Below are 17,159 nucleotides of genomic sequence, written 5' to 3'. Positions count from 1 at the left end.
CTTTCGCGCGCTCGCCAGCCCTCCGGCGGGCGCCCAGGCCTTCGGGCCGCATACAAAGATAAATTGGACGACCCATGTTTGGTGACACCAGCCTCACGCAATTCATCTTCGGACGGCTTACCTGGGAAGCAATTCCCTATCATGAGCCAATCCTCGTCGTGACCTTCGCGGTCGTGGCGGTGGTCGGTCTCGCGATCCTCGCCCTGATCACGAAGTACAAGCTTTGGGGCTATCTCTGGCACGAGTGGTTCACGAGCGTCGATCACAAGAAGATCGGCATCATGTACATCATCCTGGCGATCATCATGTTGCTGCGCGGCTTTGCCGATGCCCTCATGATGCGCCTGCAGCAGGCGATCGCCTTCAACGGTAGCGAAGGCTACCTCAACCCGCATCACTACGACCAGATCTTCACCGCCCATGGCGTGATCATGATCTTCTTCGTGGCCATGCCTTTCGTCACCGGTTTCATGAACTATGTCGTGCCGCTGCAGATCGGCGCACGCGATGTTTCCTTCCCCTTCCTCAACAACTTCTCGTTCTGGATGACCGTCGGCGGCGCCGTCATCATCATGATGTCGCTGTTCGTTGGTGAATTCGCGCGCACCGGCTGGCTGGCCTATCCGCCGCTTTCGGGCGCGGATTACAGTCCCGGCGTCGGCGTCGATTATTACATCTGGGGTCTACAGGTGGCGGGCGTGGGCACGACGTTATCGGGCATCAACCTGATCGCCACCATCGTTAAGATGCGCGCGCCGGGTATGACCTTCATGAAGATGCCGGTGTTCACCTGGACGTCGCTCTGCACCAACATCCTGATCGTCGCGACCTTCCCGATCCTGACCGCCACGCTGGCGCTGCTGTCGCTCGACCGCTACGTCGGCATGAACTTCTTCACCAATGACCTTGGCGGCAATCCGATGATGTACATCAACCTCATCTGGATCTGGGGCCACCCGGAGGTCTACATCCTCGTCCTGCCGGCCTTCGGCATCTTCTCCGAGGTTGTCGCAACCTTCTGCGGCAAGCGCCTGTTCGGCTACACCTCCATGGTCTACGCCACTTGCGTCATCATGATCCTGTCCTACATCGTGTGGCTACACCACTTCTTCACGATGGGTTCGGGGGCCTCGGTCAACGCCTTCTTCGGCATCACCACGATGATCATCTCGATCCCGACGGGCGCGAAGATGTTCAACTGGCTCTTCACCATGTATCGCGGCCGCATCCGCTACGAATTGCCGATGCTGTGGACCATCGGCTTCATGGTGACCTTCGTCATCGGCGGTATGACCGGCGTGATGCTGGCGATCCCGCCAGCCGACTTCGTGCTGCACAACTCGCTGTTCCTCATCGCCCATTTCCATAACGTCATCATCGGCGGCGTTCTGTTCGGGTTGATGGCCGGACTCGTCTATTGGTGGCCCAAGGCCTTCGGCTACAAGCTCGATCCGTTCTGGGGCAAGATGAGTTTCTGGTTCTGGCAGATCGGCTTCTTCTTCGCCTTCATGCCGCTCTATGTCCTCGGCCTCATGGGCGTCACCCGCCGCGTCAGCCAGTTCGAAGACCCGTCGCTGCAGATCTGGTTCATCATCGCCGCCTTCGGCGCGGTGTTGATCGCAATCGGCATTGCGTCCTTCATCATGCAACTGATCGTCAGCTTCCTTCGTCGCGAGGAACTGCGCGAGACATCCGGCGATGCCTGGGATGGGCGCACGCTCGAATGGTCGACGTCATCGCCGCCACCGGACTACAACTTCGCCTTCACGCCGGTCGTGCACGACCATGACGGCTGGTATGACATGAAGAACCGCGGCTACGAGCGTCCGCTCGAAGGCTTCAAGCCGATCCACATGCCGAAGAACACTGGCACGGGCATCATCCTCGCCGGCATCAGCGTCGTGCTTGCCTTCGCACTGATCTGGTATATCTGGTGGCTGGCGGCCGTGTCCTTCATCGCCCTGCTGACGGTCGCAATCGGCCATACCTTCAACTATCAGCGAGATTTCTTCATCCCCGCAGAGACTGTTGCGGCGACTGAAAATGCGCGCTCCAAGCTGCTCGCGGAACGGACCTGAGACCGATGAACGAGACCCAAGTCCAAGAGAAAGAAAAGCCGCAGTTCTATCTGACGGAAGAGCATCATCCGGAACACAGCACCATGCTGGGCTTCTGGCTCTACCTGATGAGCGACTGCCTGATCTTCGCAGTGCTGTTTGCCACCCACGGCGTCGTCGGCCGCAACTATGCGGCGGGACCGTCGCCGGCCGACCTGTTCGACCTCGGCCTCGTTGCCTTCAACACGGCGATGCTCCTTCTGTCGTCAATCACCTATGGCTTTGCCATGCTTCAGATGGAGCGCAACGCCAAGATGGAGACGCTGTTCTGGCTCGGTGTCACCGGCGTGTTCGGCGCGACATTCCTCGCAGTCGAACTCTACGAATTCTATCACCTCATTCATGAGGGCGCCGGTCCGACGCGCTCGGCCTTCCTGTCGTCGTTCTTCACGCTGGTCGGCACCCACGGCCTGCACGTCACCTTCGGCACGATCTGGCTGATCACGCTGATGGTGCAGGTCAGCAAACACGGGCTGATCCCGGATAACCGGCGCCGCCTGATGTGCCTGTCGATGTTCTGGCACTTCCTCGACGTCATCTGGATCGGCGTCTTCTCCTTCGTCTATTTGCTCGGAGTTCTCGGATGAGCGCACATTCTGATCACGAAAGCGCATTCGAACCTCATCACGCGCATAGCCATCACGGTGACGCTGCCGGCCACGGATCGTTCAAGAGCTATATGACGGGCTTCATCCTGTCAGTGATCCTGACGGCCATTCCATTCTGGCTGGTCATGGGCGGCGTGCTCGACAGCAAGCTTTTGACTGCCGTCATCGTCATGGGCATTGGCGTCGTCCAGATCGTCGTGCACGTCATCTACTTCCTGCACATGAACGCCCGCTCCGAAGGCGGCTGGACGCTGATGGCGCTGATCTTCACGATCGTCATCGTCGGCATCGCGCTCGCAGGATCGCTTTGGGTCATGCATCACCTCAACGCGAACATGATGCCGATGAGCCACGAAATGATGAAGAACATGCCCTGAGCGCCGGACAGGCCATGCGGACACGACGATGATTGCCGATCGTGAGGTGAGGGGAACAGACCGCGCATCCTCGCGCGCCCGTCTGAAACTGACGGGCGCGTTGCTGCTTCTCACCGCCGTGTTCGTTCTGCTCGGTAGCTGGCAGGTCCAACGGCTTTTCTGGAAGCTCGACCTCATCGCTCGGGTAGAGGCGCGCGTCCATGCACAGCCGACGCCGGCACCCGCCAGAGCGGAGTGGAGCGAGATCAGCCGTGACAAGGACGAGTACCGCCGCGTCATCGCGACGGGCGCTTTCAGCCATGATAGATCGGTGTTTGTCCAGGCGGTGACGGAGCGCGGCGCCGGCTTCTGGGTGTTGACACCCATGGTGCGCGAGGATGGTTCGGCGGTCCTCATCAATCGTGGCTTCGTCCCCTCCGATCGCCGCGATGTCGGCGACCGCGCCGCGGGCGAACTTGCCGGAAATGTGACGGTCACGGGCCTGCTGCGTATCAGCGAGCCCGGTGGCGCCTTCCTGCGATCGAATGATCCGGCGCACGATCGCTGGTTTTCCCGCGATGTCGCGGCGATCGCCGCGGCGAAGGGCCTGCAGGATGTTGCACCCTATTTCATCGACGCGGACGCTACGCCCAATCCTGGTGGGCTGCCGATCGGCGGCCTTACGATCGTCCGCTTTCGCAACAGCCATCTGGTCTATGCGCTGACGTGGTTCGCACTCGCGACGATGAGCGCCGCAGGTGCGTATCTCGTCTATCGCCAGCGGATCAAGGCGGGCTGAGAGCCCTGGGTAAGGTCGATTGCGGCAGGAGATCGATGATGTCGCTTATCGACGACATCGCCGACAGTATTCCCGTTCAACGAAACAGGGCGCTCGACCCGTGTTCCGGGGAGCGCCCTGCTCGAACCCGGAGTGCCGTCATTGAATGCCAATGGCATCGCTGATGACAAGCTCTCGAAACGGGTGGTGGCCCTTAGATGGAGTGGGCGGCTGTAATTTCAAGGGGTCAGCGCGGAGCCGGGTTCGGCCAATCATGCTTCCTGCTGATTGAGGGGGCGGAGCGCTCGGATGTTCGCTGTCGAGTTCTCCGACATATCGCCTGATTCACAACCCCCCAGCTCTCGCCAGGGGGGTGTCAGCGGTCTGGGTGGCCGTCCTGGGACGGCCACCTCTGATGCTCTGCAGATGACTTGGCGCAGATTATTTGGCGCCGATTGCCTGGAGGCCGGCCGTTGCGCAGTTCGCGTCGATATCGCCCGACGGTGCTCCACCGACGCCGATACCGCCCACCAGGGCCTTGCCGAACTTGATCGGCACGCCACCGGCCTGGATCACCATGCGTGCGTCCATGTCGCGAAGACCTTCATTCGCCGGCTTGGAGGCGATGAACTCGCCGAGGCCAGCCGTATCGCGGCCCATGGCAGCGGAGGTGAAGGCCTTGCCCTGTGCGCTTTGACCGGTATGCGGGCCGGAATTGTCAGCCTTCAGCAGCACCTTGGTTGCGCCATCGCGACCAACCACGGCAACGCTGACATTGTGGCCTTCCGCGGCGCAGGCCTTCACCGCGGCTTCGGCAGCCTTGACGGCCATGTCGAGCGGCAGGTAGGCCGCGGTCGGCAATTCCTGCGCCGTGGCGGCGACAGGAGCGAGAAGCGCGGCGGCGAGCACGATATTGCGGATCATCATGGGTTCCTTTCCTGTTGATGCGGAAAGGTTATCCCGCCTCGGATATCGCGAATATTCGTAGGCCTTGCACGCCTATCCGTAGTTCTACGGAGTTTTCGTTCCATCCAGCCAGATGCGGGTCATCTCCGCCTGCGACGTGCTGCCGAGCTTGGCACCGATCGCCGCCCGGTGGCTTTCGACCGTGCGCGGCGAAAGACCGAGACCTTCGGCGATCTGCCGGGTGGTAAACCCCGCAGCGATGCGGTCGAGAACCTCGCGCTCACGTTGGGTGAGCGAGGCCAGCAAAGCGAGCGTTTCCGCCTTCTCGGCATGCGCGCGCATCGTGCGCTCCAGCAGTTCGTGGCCCTTGTGGATCGCGTCGATCAAGTCCTGCTCGTCCACCGGCTTCGAGAGAAAGTCAATCGCGCCATTGCGAAAGGCGCGTCGGCAGGCTTCGATATCGCCGTGCCCGGAGATCACGATCGTCGGCCAGTCTATCCCATGGTCTGCCAGTTTTTCCTGCAGCTTCAGGCCGGAGATGGCGGGCATGCGGATATCGAGCACCAGGCAACCGGGGTCGAGGCGAGAAACCTGCGCGAGAAAGGCTTGCGGATCGGAAAAGCCCGTGACCTTGATGCCGACGGTCGACAGCAACAGGCTGAGCGCACGACGCACCGCGTCGTCGTCGTCCACGAGATAGACGGGGAGGGTCATCGCATCGGCTCCTCGGTTCGGCGGGGCCGGGGCAGCGTTACGCTGAAGATGGCGCCGCGCTCGCTCTCAACCAGGGCGATCTCGCCACCGGCCCGCTCCACCAGTCGCTGGCTCAGCGCCAGACCGAGCCCGGTGCCACCGGCCCGGGTCGTCACGAACGGCGTGAACAGCCGCGGCCGAAGTGTTCTCGGGACTCCGGGGCCGTTGTCGGCGACCTCGAAGACCACCGAGGTGTCGTTCTCGCTCAATGTAACGATGACACGCCCTGTGTCGCCGGCCTGGGTGGCCAATGCCTCCAGCGCGTTACGGACGAGATTGAATGTGACCTGCTCGATCTCGACAGGGTCGGCAACGACCGAAACTGGCGTTCCCGGAACCCGAAAATCAAGTTGAATGCCGCGCGATCTCGCATCCGGTTGAAGTAGCGCTTCAACATTTAAGAGCGCGTGACGGAGATCGAAAGCAGCGACCGGCGCTGCATGGGGCTGCGACCAGTTGCGGAACCTTTCCAGTATGGCGGACGCCCGGCGCGCTTGGCTCACCGTATCCTCCAGCACCGGAGCAAGTGCGGCATCCTGCCCTTGAGTAAGCAGCCGGCGCCCGGCCTGCGCCTGCGCCAGGATCGCGGTCAGGGGCTGGGTCAATTCATGCGCCATGCCGCTCGCCATTTCTCCGAGCGCGTTGACACGTGATGCGTGCGTCAGCCGCGATTCCAGGGCGCTGAGCGTTGCCGACCGTTCGGCGGCGCGCGTGCGGGCGCGCTGGCGCAACGCCGCCAAACCCGCGAGATAGGCGAGACTGACCCCAACAAGCGTCAGGCCGGTCTGCACGGGCGGGAACATGTCCGCAAGCCCTATTTCCATGCCTGTTTCCAAAAGCAACGGCTGCGATGCACTGCTCAGCGCTTTTGAGAACCGGATTGCGTCCGGCAGGGCGGTCGGCTCGAGCAGGCGGTGTCCGTCGGGCAGCGACAGGCGCACCGCGACACCCGTGCGAGACCAGAACGGCCCGCCGTCGCCGATCAATTTTGCGGCATCTATCCCGAGCATCAAACCATAGCGCGCCTCGTCTGTGTTCGGGCTGCGCTTGATCATGATGTAGTGGTCGGGGCGTTGCGGATGGGGCAGGAGCGTGATGCGCCCGTCCGATGCTCTTGCCGCCACACGGATAAGCTCTGCTGCTCCGACGTCGAGTGGGGCGGTTCCGACCGTCTCCGCATTGGAATCCAGCGGAACGAGCTGAACCTCGTCGATCCGCGGATAGAAGCGCGCAATCGTGCGGGAGACTTCCAGAAACAGGTCGTGCCTGCGGCCCTCGGAGGCGACAGCCACGGCCGACAGCGCCGTCAGGTGCGCATCGTGCTGATCGACACGCTGTGAGGCCAGGCTGTGGAGGAGCGTGCTCTCTTCCTCAAGCTCGGCCACCAGCACCTGCCGCTCCCAGCCCGCAAGCATGCCTCCGCCGAGAAGCAGAAGGAGGCACCAAAGGACGATCAGAGTAAGGGGGCGTTCGAAGATCGAACGATTGCCGTGCTTCATCGGTTCAGCGGTCTTGTCGTTATGCCTTCAGCAAAGAGCGATGGTGCTCGCCTGGATCATCTCGCCGTTGGAGTGCGCTCTGTCAATCCGTCGAGCCGCAAGCGCCGGCCAAGATGGCGTAACAGCAGGGCCGCGCCGATCGTGAATGCATGTGCGGTGGCGATCGCCATTCAAACCAATACCATCGGCTCTCCGCGCCGCGCCTCCGCCTTCCTTCGCCGCTCTTGCGGACGCGCTGAAAGAAACTGTGCGTCAGTTCATGGGTGCTCGCTGATCGAGATGCGTCCCGTCAGGCTGGCAAGTCTTCGCGGTAGGGTACGGGGCAATTCGGACCCCAGAGCGCGGGAATGATTGGCGGGCCGCGCTCTGGGGTCACTAGCGTCAAAGGTGCGGTTAACGCTCAACTAGTAATGGCGGCGCCGTTCAGATTCGACAATGCCGTTAGGACCTTTGCCGGAGCACACCGGACTTAAGTCGGAGTTTTCCCGTCGCCCATGGCTCTGGGAACCAATTGCGACCGGGGCGATTGGATGCTGGCCTGGATCGAACATCATCGGGCAGCCGAGAGAGTTTTGGAGGACTATGATGGATTGGGATCGCGTTGAAGGTAACTGGAAACAGGTAAAGGGCAAAATCAAGGAACAATGGGGGCGCCTCACGGATGACGATCTGGATGAGATTGCCGGGGTGCGCGAGCAGCTCGAAGGCAAAATCCAGGAGCGCTATGGGATCGAAAAGGATCGCGTGCGCCGGGATATTGATGATTGGTATTCGCGACAGACGTGGACCTGGTAGTCTCGGGACCACGGGAAAACTGTCTTCTAAGCCATCATTTGGCTTAGCGACGCCGGTCACGGGCAACCAACTCGCATGACGATGCGGCTGGCCCCGCCAGCGTTCACGTCCCCGACCTTCATGATCGAACCGTCACAATCCAGCCGACGTGGCATGGAAGACCGCCAATTGAGCGGCAAAGGCGCGCTTGTATGCGGGCCGCGCTTCGCCGCGCGCCACATAGGCGGAAAGGTTTGGAAATTCCTCCAGCAAGGTCGATCCCTTCAATCTGAGCAGCACCGAAACCATCTGCAGATCACCGACGCTGAATTCCCCGTCGAGCCAATCGGCATCACCGAGCCGGTTGGAAAGCTCGCCCAGACGCTTGCGGATGCGGTTCTCGACGGCCGGTAGTCGCTGCTCGTACCAGCCCTCGCCGCGTTCGAGCAGCCTGGTCACCTCGCGATCGAGAATCGGTGGTTCCATCGTGCTAAGTGCGGCAAACATCCATGTGATTGCCCGCGCCCTGGCATTGGCATCGACTGGCAGCAGGCCCTCGTGGTGCTCTGCGATGTGAAATACGATCGCGCCGGATTCGAACAGGGTGAGTTCGCCGTCCTCATAGGTCGGGATCTGCCCGAAGGGGTGAAGTGCAAGATGCGCCGGTTCTTTCATCGCCTCGAAAGAAAGCAGGCGAACCTCGTAGGGCTGACCAACTTCTTCGAGCGCCCAGCGAACACGCATGTCACGCGCCAAACCCTTGCCGCGGTCGGGCGACCGTTCAAAGGCGGTAATCGTGATAGGCATCGTCATCCTCCCTGGCTTGTCTGTCTTGAAGACGACTGGTGGATCAAGAGTCCGACACTTGGTGAAAAAATCATTCTCTCAACGGATGCGGTTGTCACTATTTGATAGGCGGCACCATTCCCAATCTGGAAGCGAGGAAGTCCTTGCCGTTGCTGGTTCACGCCACCAGACAGGAGGGTCACTTCTCACATAGCCGTCGCCCGCCATAATAGGGCTGGTAGGTGCAGTCCGACGGCCGGAAGGAACGGTAGCTACGGGAGCAGGCGGTGATATTGCAGGACTGCGGCGCGGCCTGGCCTTCGACAAGCGCGTCTGCCGCCGGCGCTGCCATTGCTTCCCGCATGAAATCTCGCCAAATATGCGCTGGCAAGGCGCCGCCCGTAACCCCCTTCATCGGCGTGTCGTCGTCATTGCCAACCCATACGCCGGCCACGAGCGGCTCGGTGAAGCCGACGAACCAGGCGTCGCGATTGTTTTGGCTGGTGCCGGTCTTGCCGGCCGCGAACGCGCCGGGATCGGCACCACGTCCGGTTCCGCGCTCGACCACCAACTGCAGAAGGCCGAGAAGATCTGGCTGATAGGCCGAAAGATCTGTGGCCGGCGCGGCTGGCGGATCAACCCGAAACGCCTTCGGCTGTCCGGCTGCCTGAAAATCGATGATACCCCAGGGCTTGACGGGTGCCTTGCCGAGATGGACGGACGCATAGGCACTCGTCAGGTCAAGCAAGCTGACCTCCGATGTGCCGAGTGCCAGGGACGGTGTGTTGGCGAGCGGTGTGGTGATGCCGAGTTCGCGCGCAGCGGCGATCACATTATCGAGCCCGACCTCTTGGGCAAGCGCCACCGCCGGAGCATTCAGCGACCGGGCGAAAGCTTCGGCAAGCGTCACCCAGCCGCGATAATGGCCACTGGAATTGTCCGGCGACCAGCCATTGATGTCGATCGGCGCGTCCAGGATCTGGTCAGACAGGGTGAACCCCGCCTTCAGCGCTGCATAGTAGACGAACAGCTTGAAGGTGGAGCCCGGTTGCCTCATCGCGGTCACCGCGCGGTTGAACTGGCTTTGCCTGTAGTCGCGGCCGCCAACCATGGCGACGACTGCGCCGTCGGGCGTCATCGCAACCAACGCGGCCTGAGATGCCCCAACAGCTTTTCCTTCCGTGTCCAAGGCGTTTGCCAGGACTTTTTCTGCGATCCGTTGCAGTTGTGGCGACAGTGTCGTGCGCACCGTGGTCGAACCCGGCGATGCGCCGGCGATTTCGCTCGCCTGCGGCGAAATCCAGTCCGCGAACCAGCTTCCCGAACGTGGCGTCGGCGTCGTCGGGTGAATCGTCGCGAAGCTCATCTTGGCTTGTGCAGCCTCGGGCTCGGTGATCTTGCCATTGGCCACCATCGTGTCGAGGACGACGGATGTGCGTTGCCGGGCGCCTTCGAAATTGTCGATCGGGTTCCATTGGCTCGGCGCCCGCAGCAACCCCGCCAGCATCGCCGATTCCGGCAAGTTGAGTGCGCCGATGTCCTTGTTGAAATAGATCCGCGCGGCCGCAGGCATGCCGGTTGCGCCGGCGCCGAGATAGGCGCTGTTAAGGTAACGTGTCAGAATCTCCTGTTTGCCGAGCTTCCACTCCAGCCAGAGAGCAATAACGAACTCCTGTATCTTTCGTTTTATCGTTCGGTCGCTGTCGAGATATTGCAGCTTGATGAGCTGCTGGGTGATCGTGCTGCCGCCCTCCACCACCGAACCCGCTTCGAAGTTCCGCACGAGCGCCCGTCCGATCCCTCTGAGATCGATGCCGAAATGATCCATGAACCGGCGGTCTTCAATAGACAGGACCGCATCGATCAACCGTGGCGGGAATTCACCGTATTGCGCATAAGGTCCTTGATAAGGGCCCTGTCTCACCAGCGGTTCTCCGTCCGCCGTTTCCAGCACCACGATAGGCTTCAGGGTGCCGTCCCTGATCTCACTCCAGGGAACATCCTTCAACGCCCACACGAGCACGCTTGCCGGAAGAAGAAGACCGGCAAGGAGGCCCACGCCCATGGCGACTTTCCACCGGCTCGACCTGGCGGAGGTGCCGCCGCGAACTTCGGAACGCCTTTCACGCAGAGCGCGAACGCGGCTCCCGACCTTGGCCAGGGCAGCAAAGAACCACCCAGGGGACACGTCGATCGTTGATGCGGCTTCGTCTTCATTCGAAGGCCGGAATTTCTTTCTCAAGCGGTAAGCCGCATGTTTGGCCTTTGCACGGGCCAAGGTCAACGTCGCCTGCAAATCATGGCCGAGCGCATGGAGAAGATGTTGGACCGCCTGACTGCTTTGGCTGAATAATCTGCGGGGCGGTGGCGTTTCAGTGGATTGGCTGACCCCTTCTGATGGGACTGAAGCCGAGATCTGCGGTTCGCTATGCTCAACGGTCGATTTCGGCCCCTCCGGGGGATCGATCCCCGCACTTGAGCTATTGATATTCTGGGGGGAGGTTTCGGGAGGACGTGGCATCGGTTACCGCTAAAAGAATTTTTCAGAATTTAGCGCGGCCTTGTGGCCTGACAATGTTCACGACGCGTTGTGAAATGGGCCGGCAGGCCCGCGATTGCGACGGCTGAGATCATCTTCCGCGCTCAATTACGCGATCCCATGGCGTACCCGCGAAAGACGTCTATCGTTCGGCTAGGTTAACGGCAGTCGCGCGCCGTCAGCGCTTAGGACTGGTCTGGGAACAGGACCACTTAGCGCCGGCACATAGGCGATGAGGAACAGCCCCCATGCCAGCATCCAGCACGCCGCCGCGGTGACGATGGGATCGAAATAGGCGCCACCGATCCAGCCGGCCAAAACGCGTGCCATCGTCGCGACGCAAATAAGGGCGAAGGCGCACGCCATCGTACGGCTGAGCAAGAGCATACCTCCGTCCCGCGCCATGGCGGCTCGCATCATGACGGCCGCCATCATTGTTCCCATTGCCCCCATCGTCGCCGAATGCAGCGCGGCCGCAGGTGGGAGTTGGTCCGGAAACATGTTTGCGAACCCGATGAGCAGGAGAGCCGCCGGCGTCCAGGCAAACGCCAGGTTTAGGATGAACAGCGCCGGGTAGCGACGGGTTTTGAGGCATTGCCAGCCGCTCATCTGTAACACCAGCGCTAAACCGGACAGCACGAGGGCAATGCCCTCTGCGTGCGTTTGCTTGGCAGCACTGAACCAGGCCGCGGAAATTACGCCGCCGATCGCCAGGTAGGAAAGTTTGGGCCGGTTGCGAATGCAACGTCCGACATTGCATCGAGCGATCCAGGAATGCGTGAAAGCGGGCACGGCGCGGCCGCCGATCAGGATGATCAAAACGAGGAAAACCCGCGGCACTGAGTCTGCGACGAGATCGTTCGCCTCTCCGTCAAGCCACAGCAGCTTGAGCAGGCCAATCAGCACCATGGCGAACGGTGCCCAGATGCGGCGCCCCGCTCTGCTCGACGCAATCCCGTGAGCGAGAACGGCCGCGACAAACACAAAGTAGGCGGATGCTCCGAACACGCCGGCGGCGGCCGGCAGGTGCTGAGACAAGGCCGTAGACAGGCGGGCCACGCACCACAGAACGGTCGCGAATATGGTGACACCGGGGGAGACCGGGCCCTTCTTCGTCCAGGCGGGCAGGGCGGTCAACAAGTAGCCACCCGCCGCCGCCCCGGCCATGCCGAAGAGGAGCTCTTGGCGATGCCAGGCAACTTTGTCCAACTGAACACCTTCCGGCAGAAGCCAGACCGCAGGTGCGACAAGCGCCCACAGACCTGCCAGAAAGAACAGGGGCCGGTGCGGAGCCTGCCACATCACTGTCCACGCCCTTGGCGCGCGTGATCATCAAACCGTCTGGAGGCCGGCCTCAAAGCGCGGAAACAGCACGGCATTTTCGAGATGCATGTGCCTGACGAGGTCGTCGGTGAGCTTGCGCAATCCGGTATAGAGCGCCGTCCAGGAACCGCAGGCGCCTTCCGGCAGCGAAAGACCGTGGGTGACATGCTCGATCATTCGCAGATGCTCCACTTCGTCATCATGCTCGCGGCGCATCTGTGCGATCGGATAGGAAGTCGTCGTGCTATCGCCACGCTGCATCATAGGGAAGAGGACGAGTTCTTCCTTCATCATGTGGCTTTCGAGTTCGTCCCGGAGCGCTTCCAGGGCCTGGGAAAGCCCGACCGGCGCCGACGGATGGCCGCCGTGCACCCGTTCCACTTTCTGGGCGAGCGGGATCAACCATGCAAACTCCGCACGGTGCGTCTGGTGGTATCTGTGGAGGAGATGAGCGATAAGGTCGACGGTCTCCTCCGGTGCATCTCGACTTGCCGCCCGCTCAAGCGTTTCCAGCTCTGAAAGCAGCGCCGAAGGGGCAAGACCGGCCTTGAGTGCGGCTTCCGAGAGCAACATCTTGCCGCCGCAACAGAAGCTGATACCGTAACGGCGGAACAGTTCCGCGGCCCCCGGCAATTCGGCGGCGATCGTTGCGACTATACTTTCGAGATTGAGAACGGTCATCATCTGTTCCTTGTTGGACGTTTGCAGACGATTTCCGAGCGACGCTTGGTCGAACCGGATGCATCGAAACCGTCTGGGACTGCAGGCAACATGTATCGGCCCCTCTGGCCACCGGCGACTGCCGGGTCGCCGTGCGGCGCAGAGATCGCCTTGATTAGGCGGGGGAGGGATCTTCGTCTTTGTGCCTGCGCAAACAGTCAGGATCGGGTGTGGGTCTCTGCGCTGACGGTGGGAGCAGATCGACATCGCGCCGATGCGGCGAAAGCTGGTGATGCTTAACGCAGAGTAAATGTCACGCTCGGGTCACGCGACAAGAAGACGAGGTCGCGATAAGTTGCTGGGTCATTTCAAACCCTGCAATGCCGCTTATAGCGCCTTCGGTTCCTTTGGTATGGCCAGCGCCGGCGTGGCATCCCGTACGGAGTGGAATATCATGCGCCGCTATCTCTTCAATATCTATGCAGCAGGCGTCGTCAGCCGCGATGAAGTTGGCCGGAAATACCCGTCAGACGGACCCGCAGTTGCCTATGGTCAAAGACTTGTCGATGAATTGACCAAGGACGACGAGTATCACGACGCCGTCATCGATGTGATCACGGCGTCGGGGCGCCTGGTTGCGCGCCTGATATCGAGGGAAACGCCGTTGATACATCATGTGAGGCAACCAACACGCCAGGCTTCGCTGCACTGAACCCTTGCTGATCTCGGCAATCTCGGGACGCCCATGCTGGATTGATCCGGTGCATCCAACGGCAAAGGTTAAGCAGCCTGTTCGCGGCCTGAGTTATGATCGAATAACGTCCGCGCTGCGGCCGCCAGCAGATCCGTTTGCGAAATCAGTCCCAACACATGATGGTCCTCATCGACTATGATGACCGCGTGAATTGCTCCGCTGGTCAGCGCCGGGAGCAAGCTCATCGCCCGGTCGTCTTGGCGCGCGACGACCGGCGTCGCGACGTTGCTGCCGACGGTGGCGCCGGGCTCAGTCAACTCCCTTAGGCCGACCGTGCCGACAAGCCTCTCATTCCCATCCTTCACCGGGATGGTCCGGATATTGTGTTTGAGAAGCAACGAGCGCGCGGCCTCGCTGCTGTCGTCCTGATGGACGCAGATGACGTCGCGCGACATGATATCCCGGCACAGAATGTGCGGTGTTGCCCGAATTGCCGCCTGCAATTCCACCTGGCGCAGCACCCGATCAAGATCCTCTCGGCTGATGTCAAATGTTTCATCCAGCGCTTCCAGCGCTGCATCGACGTCTGTACCGGTAAAACCGACCCGGCGACTGGCCGGCGGGTCAATGGTCGCGTGCGTGTTTGCCGGAGGAGCGACGACATGCGGGTAGTTACGCCTCGCCAGCTTGTGAAACAGGATCCCAAGGGCGACCAGGAGACACGAATTGAGCGCGACGGGCACCAACGGAAACAGGAGGCCCCAGTTCGCCACGACAGGCCCGCCAAGCACTGCTGTCAATGCGGCAGCGCCGCCGGGCGGATGCAGGCAACGGGTGAAGGACATTACCGCAATCGCGACCGCCACGGCGATACCGGTTGCGATCAGCGGATCCGGCACGAACATCGCCGACAGGACACCGACGAAGGCAGAGATCGTGTTGCCGCCGACAATCGACCACGGCTGGGCAAGCGGGCTCGCGGGAACCGCAAACAGCAGAACCGCGGATGCGCCCATGGGCGCAACGATCAACGGGAGGCTGGCACCGCCGCCGAAGATGCTGCCGCTGATCATGCCTGTCAGAAGGATACCAACCAGCGCTCCGAGACACGCAATCAGGCGCTCCCTCAACGTCGCACCCGCCAGGATCGGCGTAAAGAAGCGGCGGCCCGGCGGTTGCTGGGATGCGGGGTTGGGCGAATTGGTCATGCAGTCACCTGTGATTGGCCGTGCGTAGGTTCTATTTTTCAGTGGACGCCAACGTCGTCGAGCAATTCGCGACGCAGGATTTCAATCGCGGGGGAGCAGGCCCCCTTGCGATAGACGAGCAGTGTCTGAATTTCTCGCAAAGAATGGGTTTGAGCGTCGCCGGGCCAGTCCATGAGCTCGAATACGGAGCGTGGTACTACACCGATCGCGTCACCCGCCGCAACGCTCGCCAACATCGCGTGGTAGGAGGAAACCTCCTTGGTCGCGATCGTCGCGGACGGACGCGCCCACTGTTCCGCAACACGGCGGTACGTGCATCCCGGTTCCAACGCAGCCAACCAGGTGACGCGCACGTCGAGGGCGGTCTTGATTGGCGGATGGGATGCGGGCAAGACGATCAATACGTCTTCGCGATAGATCGGATCGCCGTCGAGTTCATCCAGCAGATCAGGTCGCGAGATGGCGATATCGCCTGGCAAACGCGCGATCAGGGCGCAGTCGATTTCTTCGGCAAGCACGGCGCGGGTCAGTTCCTCCGTCGAGCCCATCGTGAGCCTCAGCGCCAAATTCGGGTGCGCCCGGGTAATCGACTGCAGAACCGGCGGTAAGCGGCTGGCGGCGGTACTCTCCATGCTGCCCAGCCGCAAGACGTCTGGCATCAACGACGGTTTGAGCGCGTTGCGCGCTTCGTCACCAAGCGCGACCAATCGGGCGGCATAGGAACGAAAAAGTCGGCCCTCGCGCGTCAGCGTCATCTTCTTGCCGTCGCGATTGAACAGGCTGACGCCCAGCTCCTCCTCGAGTGCCCGAATACGATTGGTCACGTTGGATGGCGCGCGGCCGATCTCCATGGCGGCGCGGGTTACGCTGGTGCGTTCGGCCACCAGAAGGAAAATCTCGAGAGTCGTGAAGTCCATTTTTATCTGCGAAGGGAATGAAGCTGCTTTATTGTTCTCGAACGGGAAACGATAATCAAGGTGATCTCGTGAAACTGCGTTCGAAACATTCCCGGAAACGGAGAAAGGCAATCGACTATGAGCATGCCTGAAGAGGACGATATTCCGCCGCGCTTTTCGTCGCCGCCATGCCTGATGCATGAGGTAGATCCAGCCTATATGGGCCTCGATCTTCCGGGGACCATCACGACTGCCGAATGGCGCGAGCAAGAGCGAAAAAGGCTGATACCCGCACGGCAGGGCATTCCCGCGAGAGAACGGTCGGCAAAGACAGATGCCATTGTCACCGCGCTCGACAAGCTTCTGTCCGACGTTCGTGGCGAAACGGTTTCATTGTATTGGCCGTTCCGCGGCGAGCCGGATCTACGCGGTTGGATGCACACGCTCATTGCCCGAGGGGCAGACTGTGCGCTTCCGGTGGTACTCGCCAGGGCGAAACCTCTCGGCTTTCGATCCTGGCGCGCTGGGGAGGACCTCGAGCGAGGCGTTTGGGGGATCCCAATTCCGGCAAAGGGGAGGGAAGTTCAACCGACCATCGTTATCGCACCGGTCGTCGGTTTCGATGAGAGCGGCTATCGCTTGGGCTACGGCGGCGGCTATTACGACCGCACGCTCGCCGTCCTGCGACCGAAGCCGTTCGTGATCGGCGTTGGGTTCGAGCAGCAAAGGATGGAGAGCATAAGACCGCAATGGCACGACATCGCGATGGATGCCATCGTGACCGAAGAGCGAGCACCCTCACCACCCCTTGGCTAAGGGGTTTAATGATGCGAGTTCGCCAACTGCAGATAGAAGCCGAGCGAAAGGACGGCTATGGCGAGAGCAACTGTCCGTGAGGCGAACCGTGCCGCGAGCCACGAAAGCCCTATGCCAGTAACGACCGCCATCACACCCAATGACGGCCCCTGATGACTGAAGGCCAGCCCCAAGGCGGTCAAACCGGCTGACATTGCAAGCGTCGCCCGCACCGCATCGCCGCGCGCCTGCGGGCCACTGTCATTCCGCACGAAACTGAGTTCCGTCAGACTGAAAGCCATCGAAACACTCAGCAGCAACGACAGCAACAACCCACTCCACATCATCCGACAATCCCTTGGCTGGATGTTTCAGATGGTGTGAAGCAAGAGTTGGGCCATCTGAAACGGTGCCGTATTTTCCGCGTTTGCGCGCCCGATCGGAGGGAGAAACCAGCTTGCGCCAGG

At 61.4% G+C, this 17,159-nt stretch carries 17 protein-coding genes; 7 read left to right on the top strand and 10 right to left on the bottom strand.

Going from position 1 to position 17,159, the window contains the following annotated elements; all coding sequences use genetic code 11:
- Nucleotides 1–74: 74 nt before the first annotated feature.
- The 4 genes from cyoB to AC1Z3V_RS00135 are packed head-to-tail and all read left to right on the top strand — an operon-like array spanning nt 75 to nt 3,880.
- Entirely contained in the window at nt 75–2,078 is a 2,004-nt protein-coding gene (gene cyoB / locus AC1Z3V_RS00150; protein ID WP_483496521.1) for a cytochrome o ubiquinol oxidase subunit I, read from the top strand.
- Nucleotides 2,079–2,083: 5 nt separating this feature from the next.
- Complete coding sequence (gene cyoC / locus AC1Z3V_RS00145) at nt 2,084–2,704, top strand: cytochrome o ubiquinol oxidase subunit III (RefSeq protein ID WP_429817861.1); 621 nt, start codon at nt 2,084–2,086, stop codon at nt 2,702–2,704.
- A complete protein-coding gene (gene cyoD, locus AC1Z3V_RS00140) occupies nt 2,701–3,102 on the top strand; it encodes a cytochrome o ubiquinol oxidase subunit IV (protein WP_483496520.1) in 402 nt (133 codons plus the stop codon). The genes cyoC and cyoD overlap by 4 nt, the downstream gene beginning before the upstream one ends.
- Before the next feature lie 28 nt (nt 3,103–3,130).
- Nucleotides 3,131–3,880 carry an SURF1 family protein gene (locus AC1Z3V_RS00135; protein WP_483496519.1) on the top strand — a complete coding sequence of 250 codons (750 nt, stop codon included), beginning with the start codon at nt 3,131–3,133 and terminating at the stop codon, nt 3,878–3,880.
- A 420-nt stretch (nt 3,881–4,300) separates the two neighbouring features.
- Here the strand turns inward: AC1Z3V_RS00135 and AC1Z3V_RS00130 are convergent, their stop codons facing one another.
- The 3 genes from AC1Z3V_RS00130 to AC1Z3V_RS00120 form a co-directional block, all read right to left on the bottom strand.
- A complete protein-coding gene (locus AC1Z3V_RS00130; RefSeq protein ID WP_429817978.1) occupies nt 4,301–4,783 on the bottom strand; it encodes a GlcG/HbpS family heme-binding protein in 483 nt (160 codons plus the stop codon).
- A gap of 87 nt (nt 4,784–4,870) precedes the next feature.
- Nucleotides 4,871–5,479 (bottom strand): response regulator transcription factor, encoded by a 609-nt coding sequence (locus AC1Z3V_RS00125; protein WP_429817867.1) that lies wholly within the window; start codon nt 5,477–5,479, stop codon nt 4,871–4,873.
- Nucleotides 5,476–6,933, bottom strand: a complete 1,458-nt coding sequence (locus AC1Z3V_RS00120) for a sensor histidine kinase (protein ID WP_483496517.1) — start codon at nt 6,931–6,933, stop codon at nt 5,476–5,478. The genes AC1Z3V_RS00125 and AC1Z3V_RS00120 overlap by 4 nt, the downstream gene beginning before the upstream one ends.
- 669 nt (nt 6,934–7,602) lie before the next feature.
- On the opposite strand from AC1Z3V_RS00120, the gene AC1Z3V_RS00115 reads away from it, so the two are divergent.
- A complete protein-coding gene (locus AC1Z3V_RS00115; RefSeq protein WP_483496516.1) occupies nt 7,603–7,812 on the top strand; it encodes a CsbD family protein in 210 nt (69 codons plus the stop codon).
- A 132-nt stretch (nt 7,813–7,944) separates the two neighbouring features.
- On the opposite strand, the gene AC1Z3V_RS00110 is transcribed toward AC1Z3V_RS00115, so the two are convergent.
- The 4 genes from AC1Z3V_RS00110 to ric all read right to left on the bottom strand — a co-directional run bounded on the left by AC1Z3V_RS00110 (nt 7,945) and on the right by ric (nt 13,120).
- Nucleotides 7,945–8,598 carry a glutathione S-transferase family protein gene (locus AC1Z3V_RS00110; protein ID WP_483496515.1) on the bottom strand — a complete coding sequence of 218 codons (654 nt, stop codon included), beginning with the start codon at nt 8,596–8,598 and terminating at the stop codon, nt 7,945–7,947.
- Nucleotides 8,599–8,776: 178 nt separating this feature from the next.
- Complete coding sequence (locus tag AC1Z3V_RS00105; RefSeq protein WP_483496514.1) at nt 8,777–11,098, bottom strand: PBP1A family penicillin-binding protein; 2,322 nt, start codon at nt 11,096–11,098, stop codon at nt 8,777–8,779.
- Nucleotides 11,099–11,269: 171 nt separating this feature from the next.
- Entirely contained in the window at nt 11,270–12,418 is a 1,149-nt protein-coding gene (locus AC1Z3V_RS00100) for an NnrS family protein (RefSeq protein WP_483496512.1), read from the bottom strand.
- Between the two features lie 30 nt (nt 12,419–12,448).
- Nucleotides 12,449–13,120, bottom strand: a complete 672-nt coding sequence (ric, locus tag AC1Z3V_RS00095) for an iron-sulfur cluster repair di-iron protein (protein WP_483496511.1) — start codon at nt 13,118–13,120, stop codon at nt 12,449–12,451.
- 433 nt (nt 13,121–13,553) lie between these two features.
- On the opposite strand from ric, the gene AC1Z3V_RS00090 reads away from it, so the two are divergent.
- Nucleotides 13,554–13,811 carry a DUF6894 family protein gene (locus AC1Z3V_RS00090; protein WP_334198469.1) on the top strand — a complete coding sequence of 86 codons (258 nt, stop codon included), beginning with the start codon at nt 13,554–13,556 and terminating at the stop codon, nt 13,809–13,811.
- A 68-nt stretch (nt 13,812–13,879) separates the two neighbouring features.
- On the opposite strand, the gene AC1Z3V_RS00085 is transcribed toward AC1Z3V_RS00090, so the two are convergent.
- Both AC1Z3V_RS00085 and AC1Z3V_RS00080 read right to left on the bottom strand, forming a co-directional pair.
- Nucleotides 13,880–15,001, bottom strand: a complete 1,122-nt coding sequence (locus AC1Z3V_RS00085; protein ID WP_483496510.1) for an HPP family protein — start codon at nt 14,999–15,001, stop codon at nt 13,880–13,882.
- Nucleotides 15,002–15,039: 38 nt separating this feature from the next.
- Nucleotides 15,040–16,098, bottom strand: a complete 1,059-nt coding sequence (locus AC1Z3V_RS00080) for a LysR family transcriptional regulator (protein ID WP_483496509.1) — start codon at nt 16,096–16,098, stop codon at nt 15,040–15,042.
- 18 nt (nt 16,099–16,116) lie between these two features.
- Between AC1Z3V_RS00080 and AC1Z3V_RS00075 the strand changes: the two genes are divergently transcribed.
- A complete protein-coding gene (locus AC1Z3V_RS00075) occupies nt 16,117–16,713 on the top strand; it encodes a 5-formyltetrahydrofolate cyclo-ligase (RefSeq protein WP_483496508.1) in 597 nt (198 codons plus the stop codon).
- Between the two features lie 5 nt (nt 16,714–16,718).
- On the opposite strand, the gene AC1Z3V_RS00070 is transcribed toward AC1Z3V_RS00075, so the two are convergent.
- Nucleotides 16,719–17,021: a hypothetical protein gene (locus AC1Z3V_RS00070; protein WP_429817888.1), complete on the bottom strand. Its 303-nt coding sequence runs from the start codon at nt 17,019–17,021 to the stop codon at nt 16,719–16,721.
- Between the last annotated feature and the right edge of the window lie 138 nt (nt 17,022–17,159).

The sequence above is a fragment of the Ensifer sp. 38_S197 genome (genome assembly GCF_056924495.1).
Note: the sequence above shows the minus strand (reverse complement) of the source record. Positions and strands in the feature narration are given on the sequence as shown.

Coding starts and splice junctions, on each gene's coding strand:
- cyoB (WP_483496521.1), top strand. CDS start 75: ATGTTTGGTGACACCAGCCTCACGCAATTCATCTTCGGACGGCTTACC.
- cyoC (WP_429817861.1), top strand. CDS start 2,084: ATGAACGAGACCCAAGTCCAAGAGAAAGAAAAGCCGCAGTTCTATCTG.
- AC1Z3V_RS00135 (WP_483496519.1), top strand. CDS start 3,131: ATGATTGCCGATCGTGAGGTGAGGGGAACAGACCGCGCATCCTCGCGC.
- cyoD (WP_483496520.1), top strand. CDS start 2,701: ATGAGCGCACATTCTGATCACGAAAGCGCATTCGAACCTCATCACGCG.
- AC1Z3V_RS00105 (WP_483496514.1), bottom strand. CDS start 11,098: ATGCCACGTCCTCCCGAAACCTCCCCCCAGAATATCAATAGCTCAAGT.
- AC1Z3V_RS00085 (WP_483496510.1), bottom strand. CDS start 15,001: ATGACCAATTCGCCCAACCCCGCATCCCAGCAACCGCCGGGCCGCCGC.
- AC1Z3V_RS00130 (WP_429817978.1), bottom strand. CDS start 4,783: ATGATCCGCAATATCGTGCTCGCCGCCGCGCTTCTCGCTCCTGTCGCC.
- AC1Z3V_RS00120 (WP_483496517.1), bottom strand. CDS start 6,933: ATGCTTGCGGGCTGGGAGCGGCAGGTGCTGGTGGCCGAGCTTGAGGAA.
- AC1Z3V_RS00075 (WP_483496508.1), top strand. CDS start 16,117: ATGGGCCTCGATCTTCCGGGGACCATCACGACTGCCGAATGGCGCGAG.
- AC1Z3V_RS00125 (WP_429817867.1), bottom strand. CDS start 5,479: ATGACCCTCCCCGTCTATCTCGTGGACGACGACGACGCGGTGCGTCGT.
- AC1Z3V_RS00090 (WP_334198469.1), top strand. CDS start 13,554: ATGCGCCGCTATCTCTTCAATATCTATGCAGCAGGCGTCGTCAGCCGC.
- ric (WP_483496511.1), bottom strand. CDS start 13,120: ATGACCGTTCTCAATCTCGAAAGTATAGTCGCAACGATCGCCGCCGAA.
- AC1Z3V_RS00100 (WP_483496512.1), bottom strand. CDS start 12,418: ATGTGGCAGGCTCCGCACCGGCCCCTGTTCTTTCTGGCAGGTCTGTGG.
- AC1Z3V_RS00115 (WP_483496516.1), top strand. CDS start 7,603: ATGGATTGGGATCGCGTTGAAGGTAACTGGAAACAGGTAAAGGGCAAA.
- AC1Z3V_RS00080 (WP_483496509.1), bottom strand. CDS start 16,098: ATGCATCAGGCATGGCGGCGACGAAAAGCGCGGCGGAATATCGTCCTC.
- AC1Z3V_RS00110 (WP_483496515.1), bottom strand. CDS start 8,598: ATGCCTATCACGATTACCGCCTTTGAACGGTCGCCCGACCGCGGCAAG.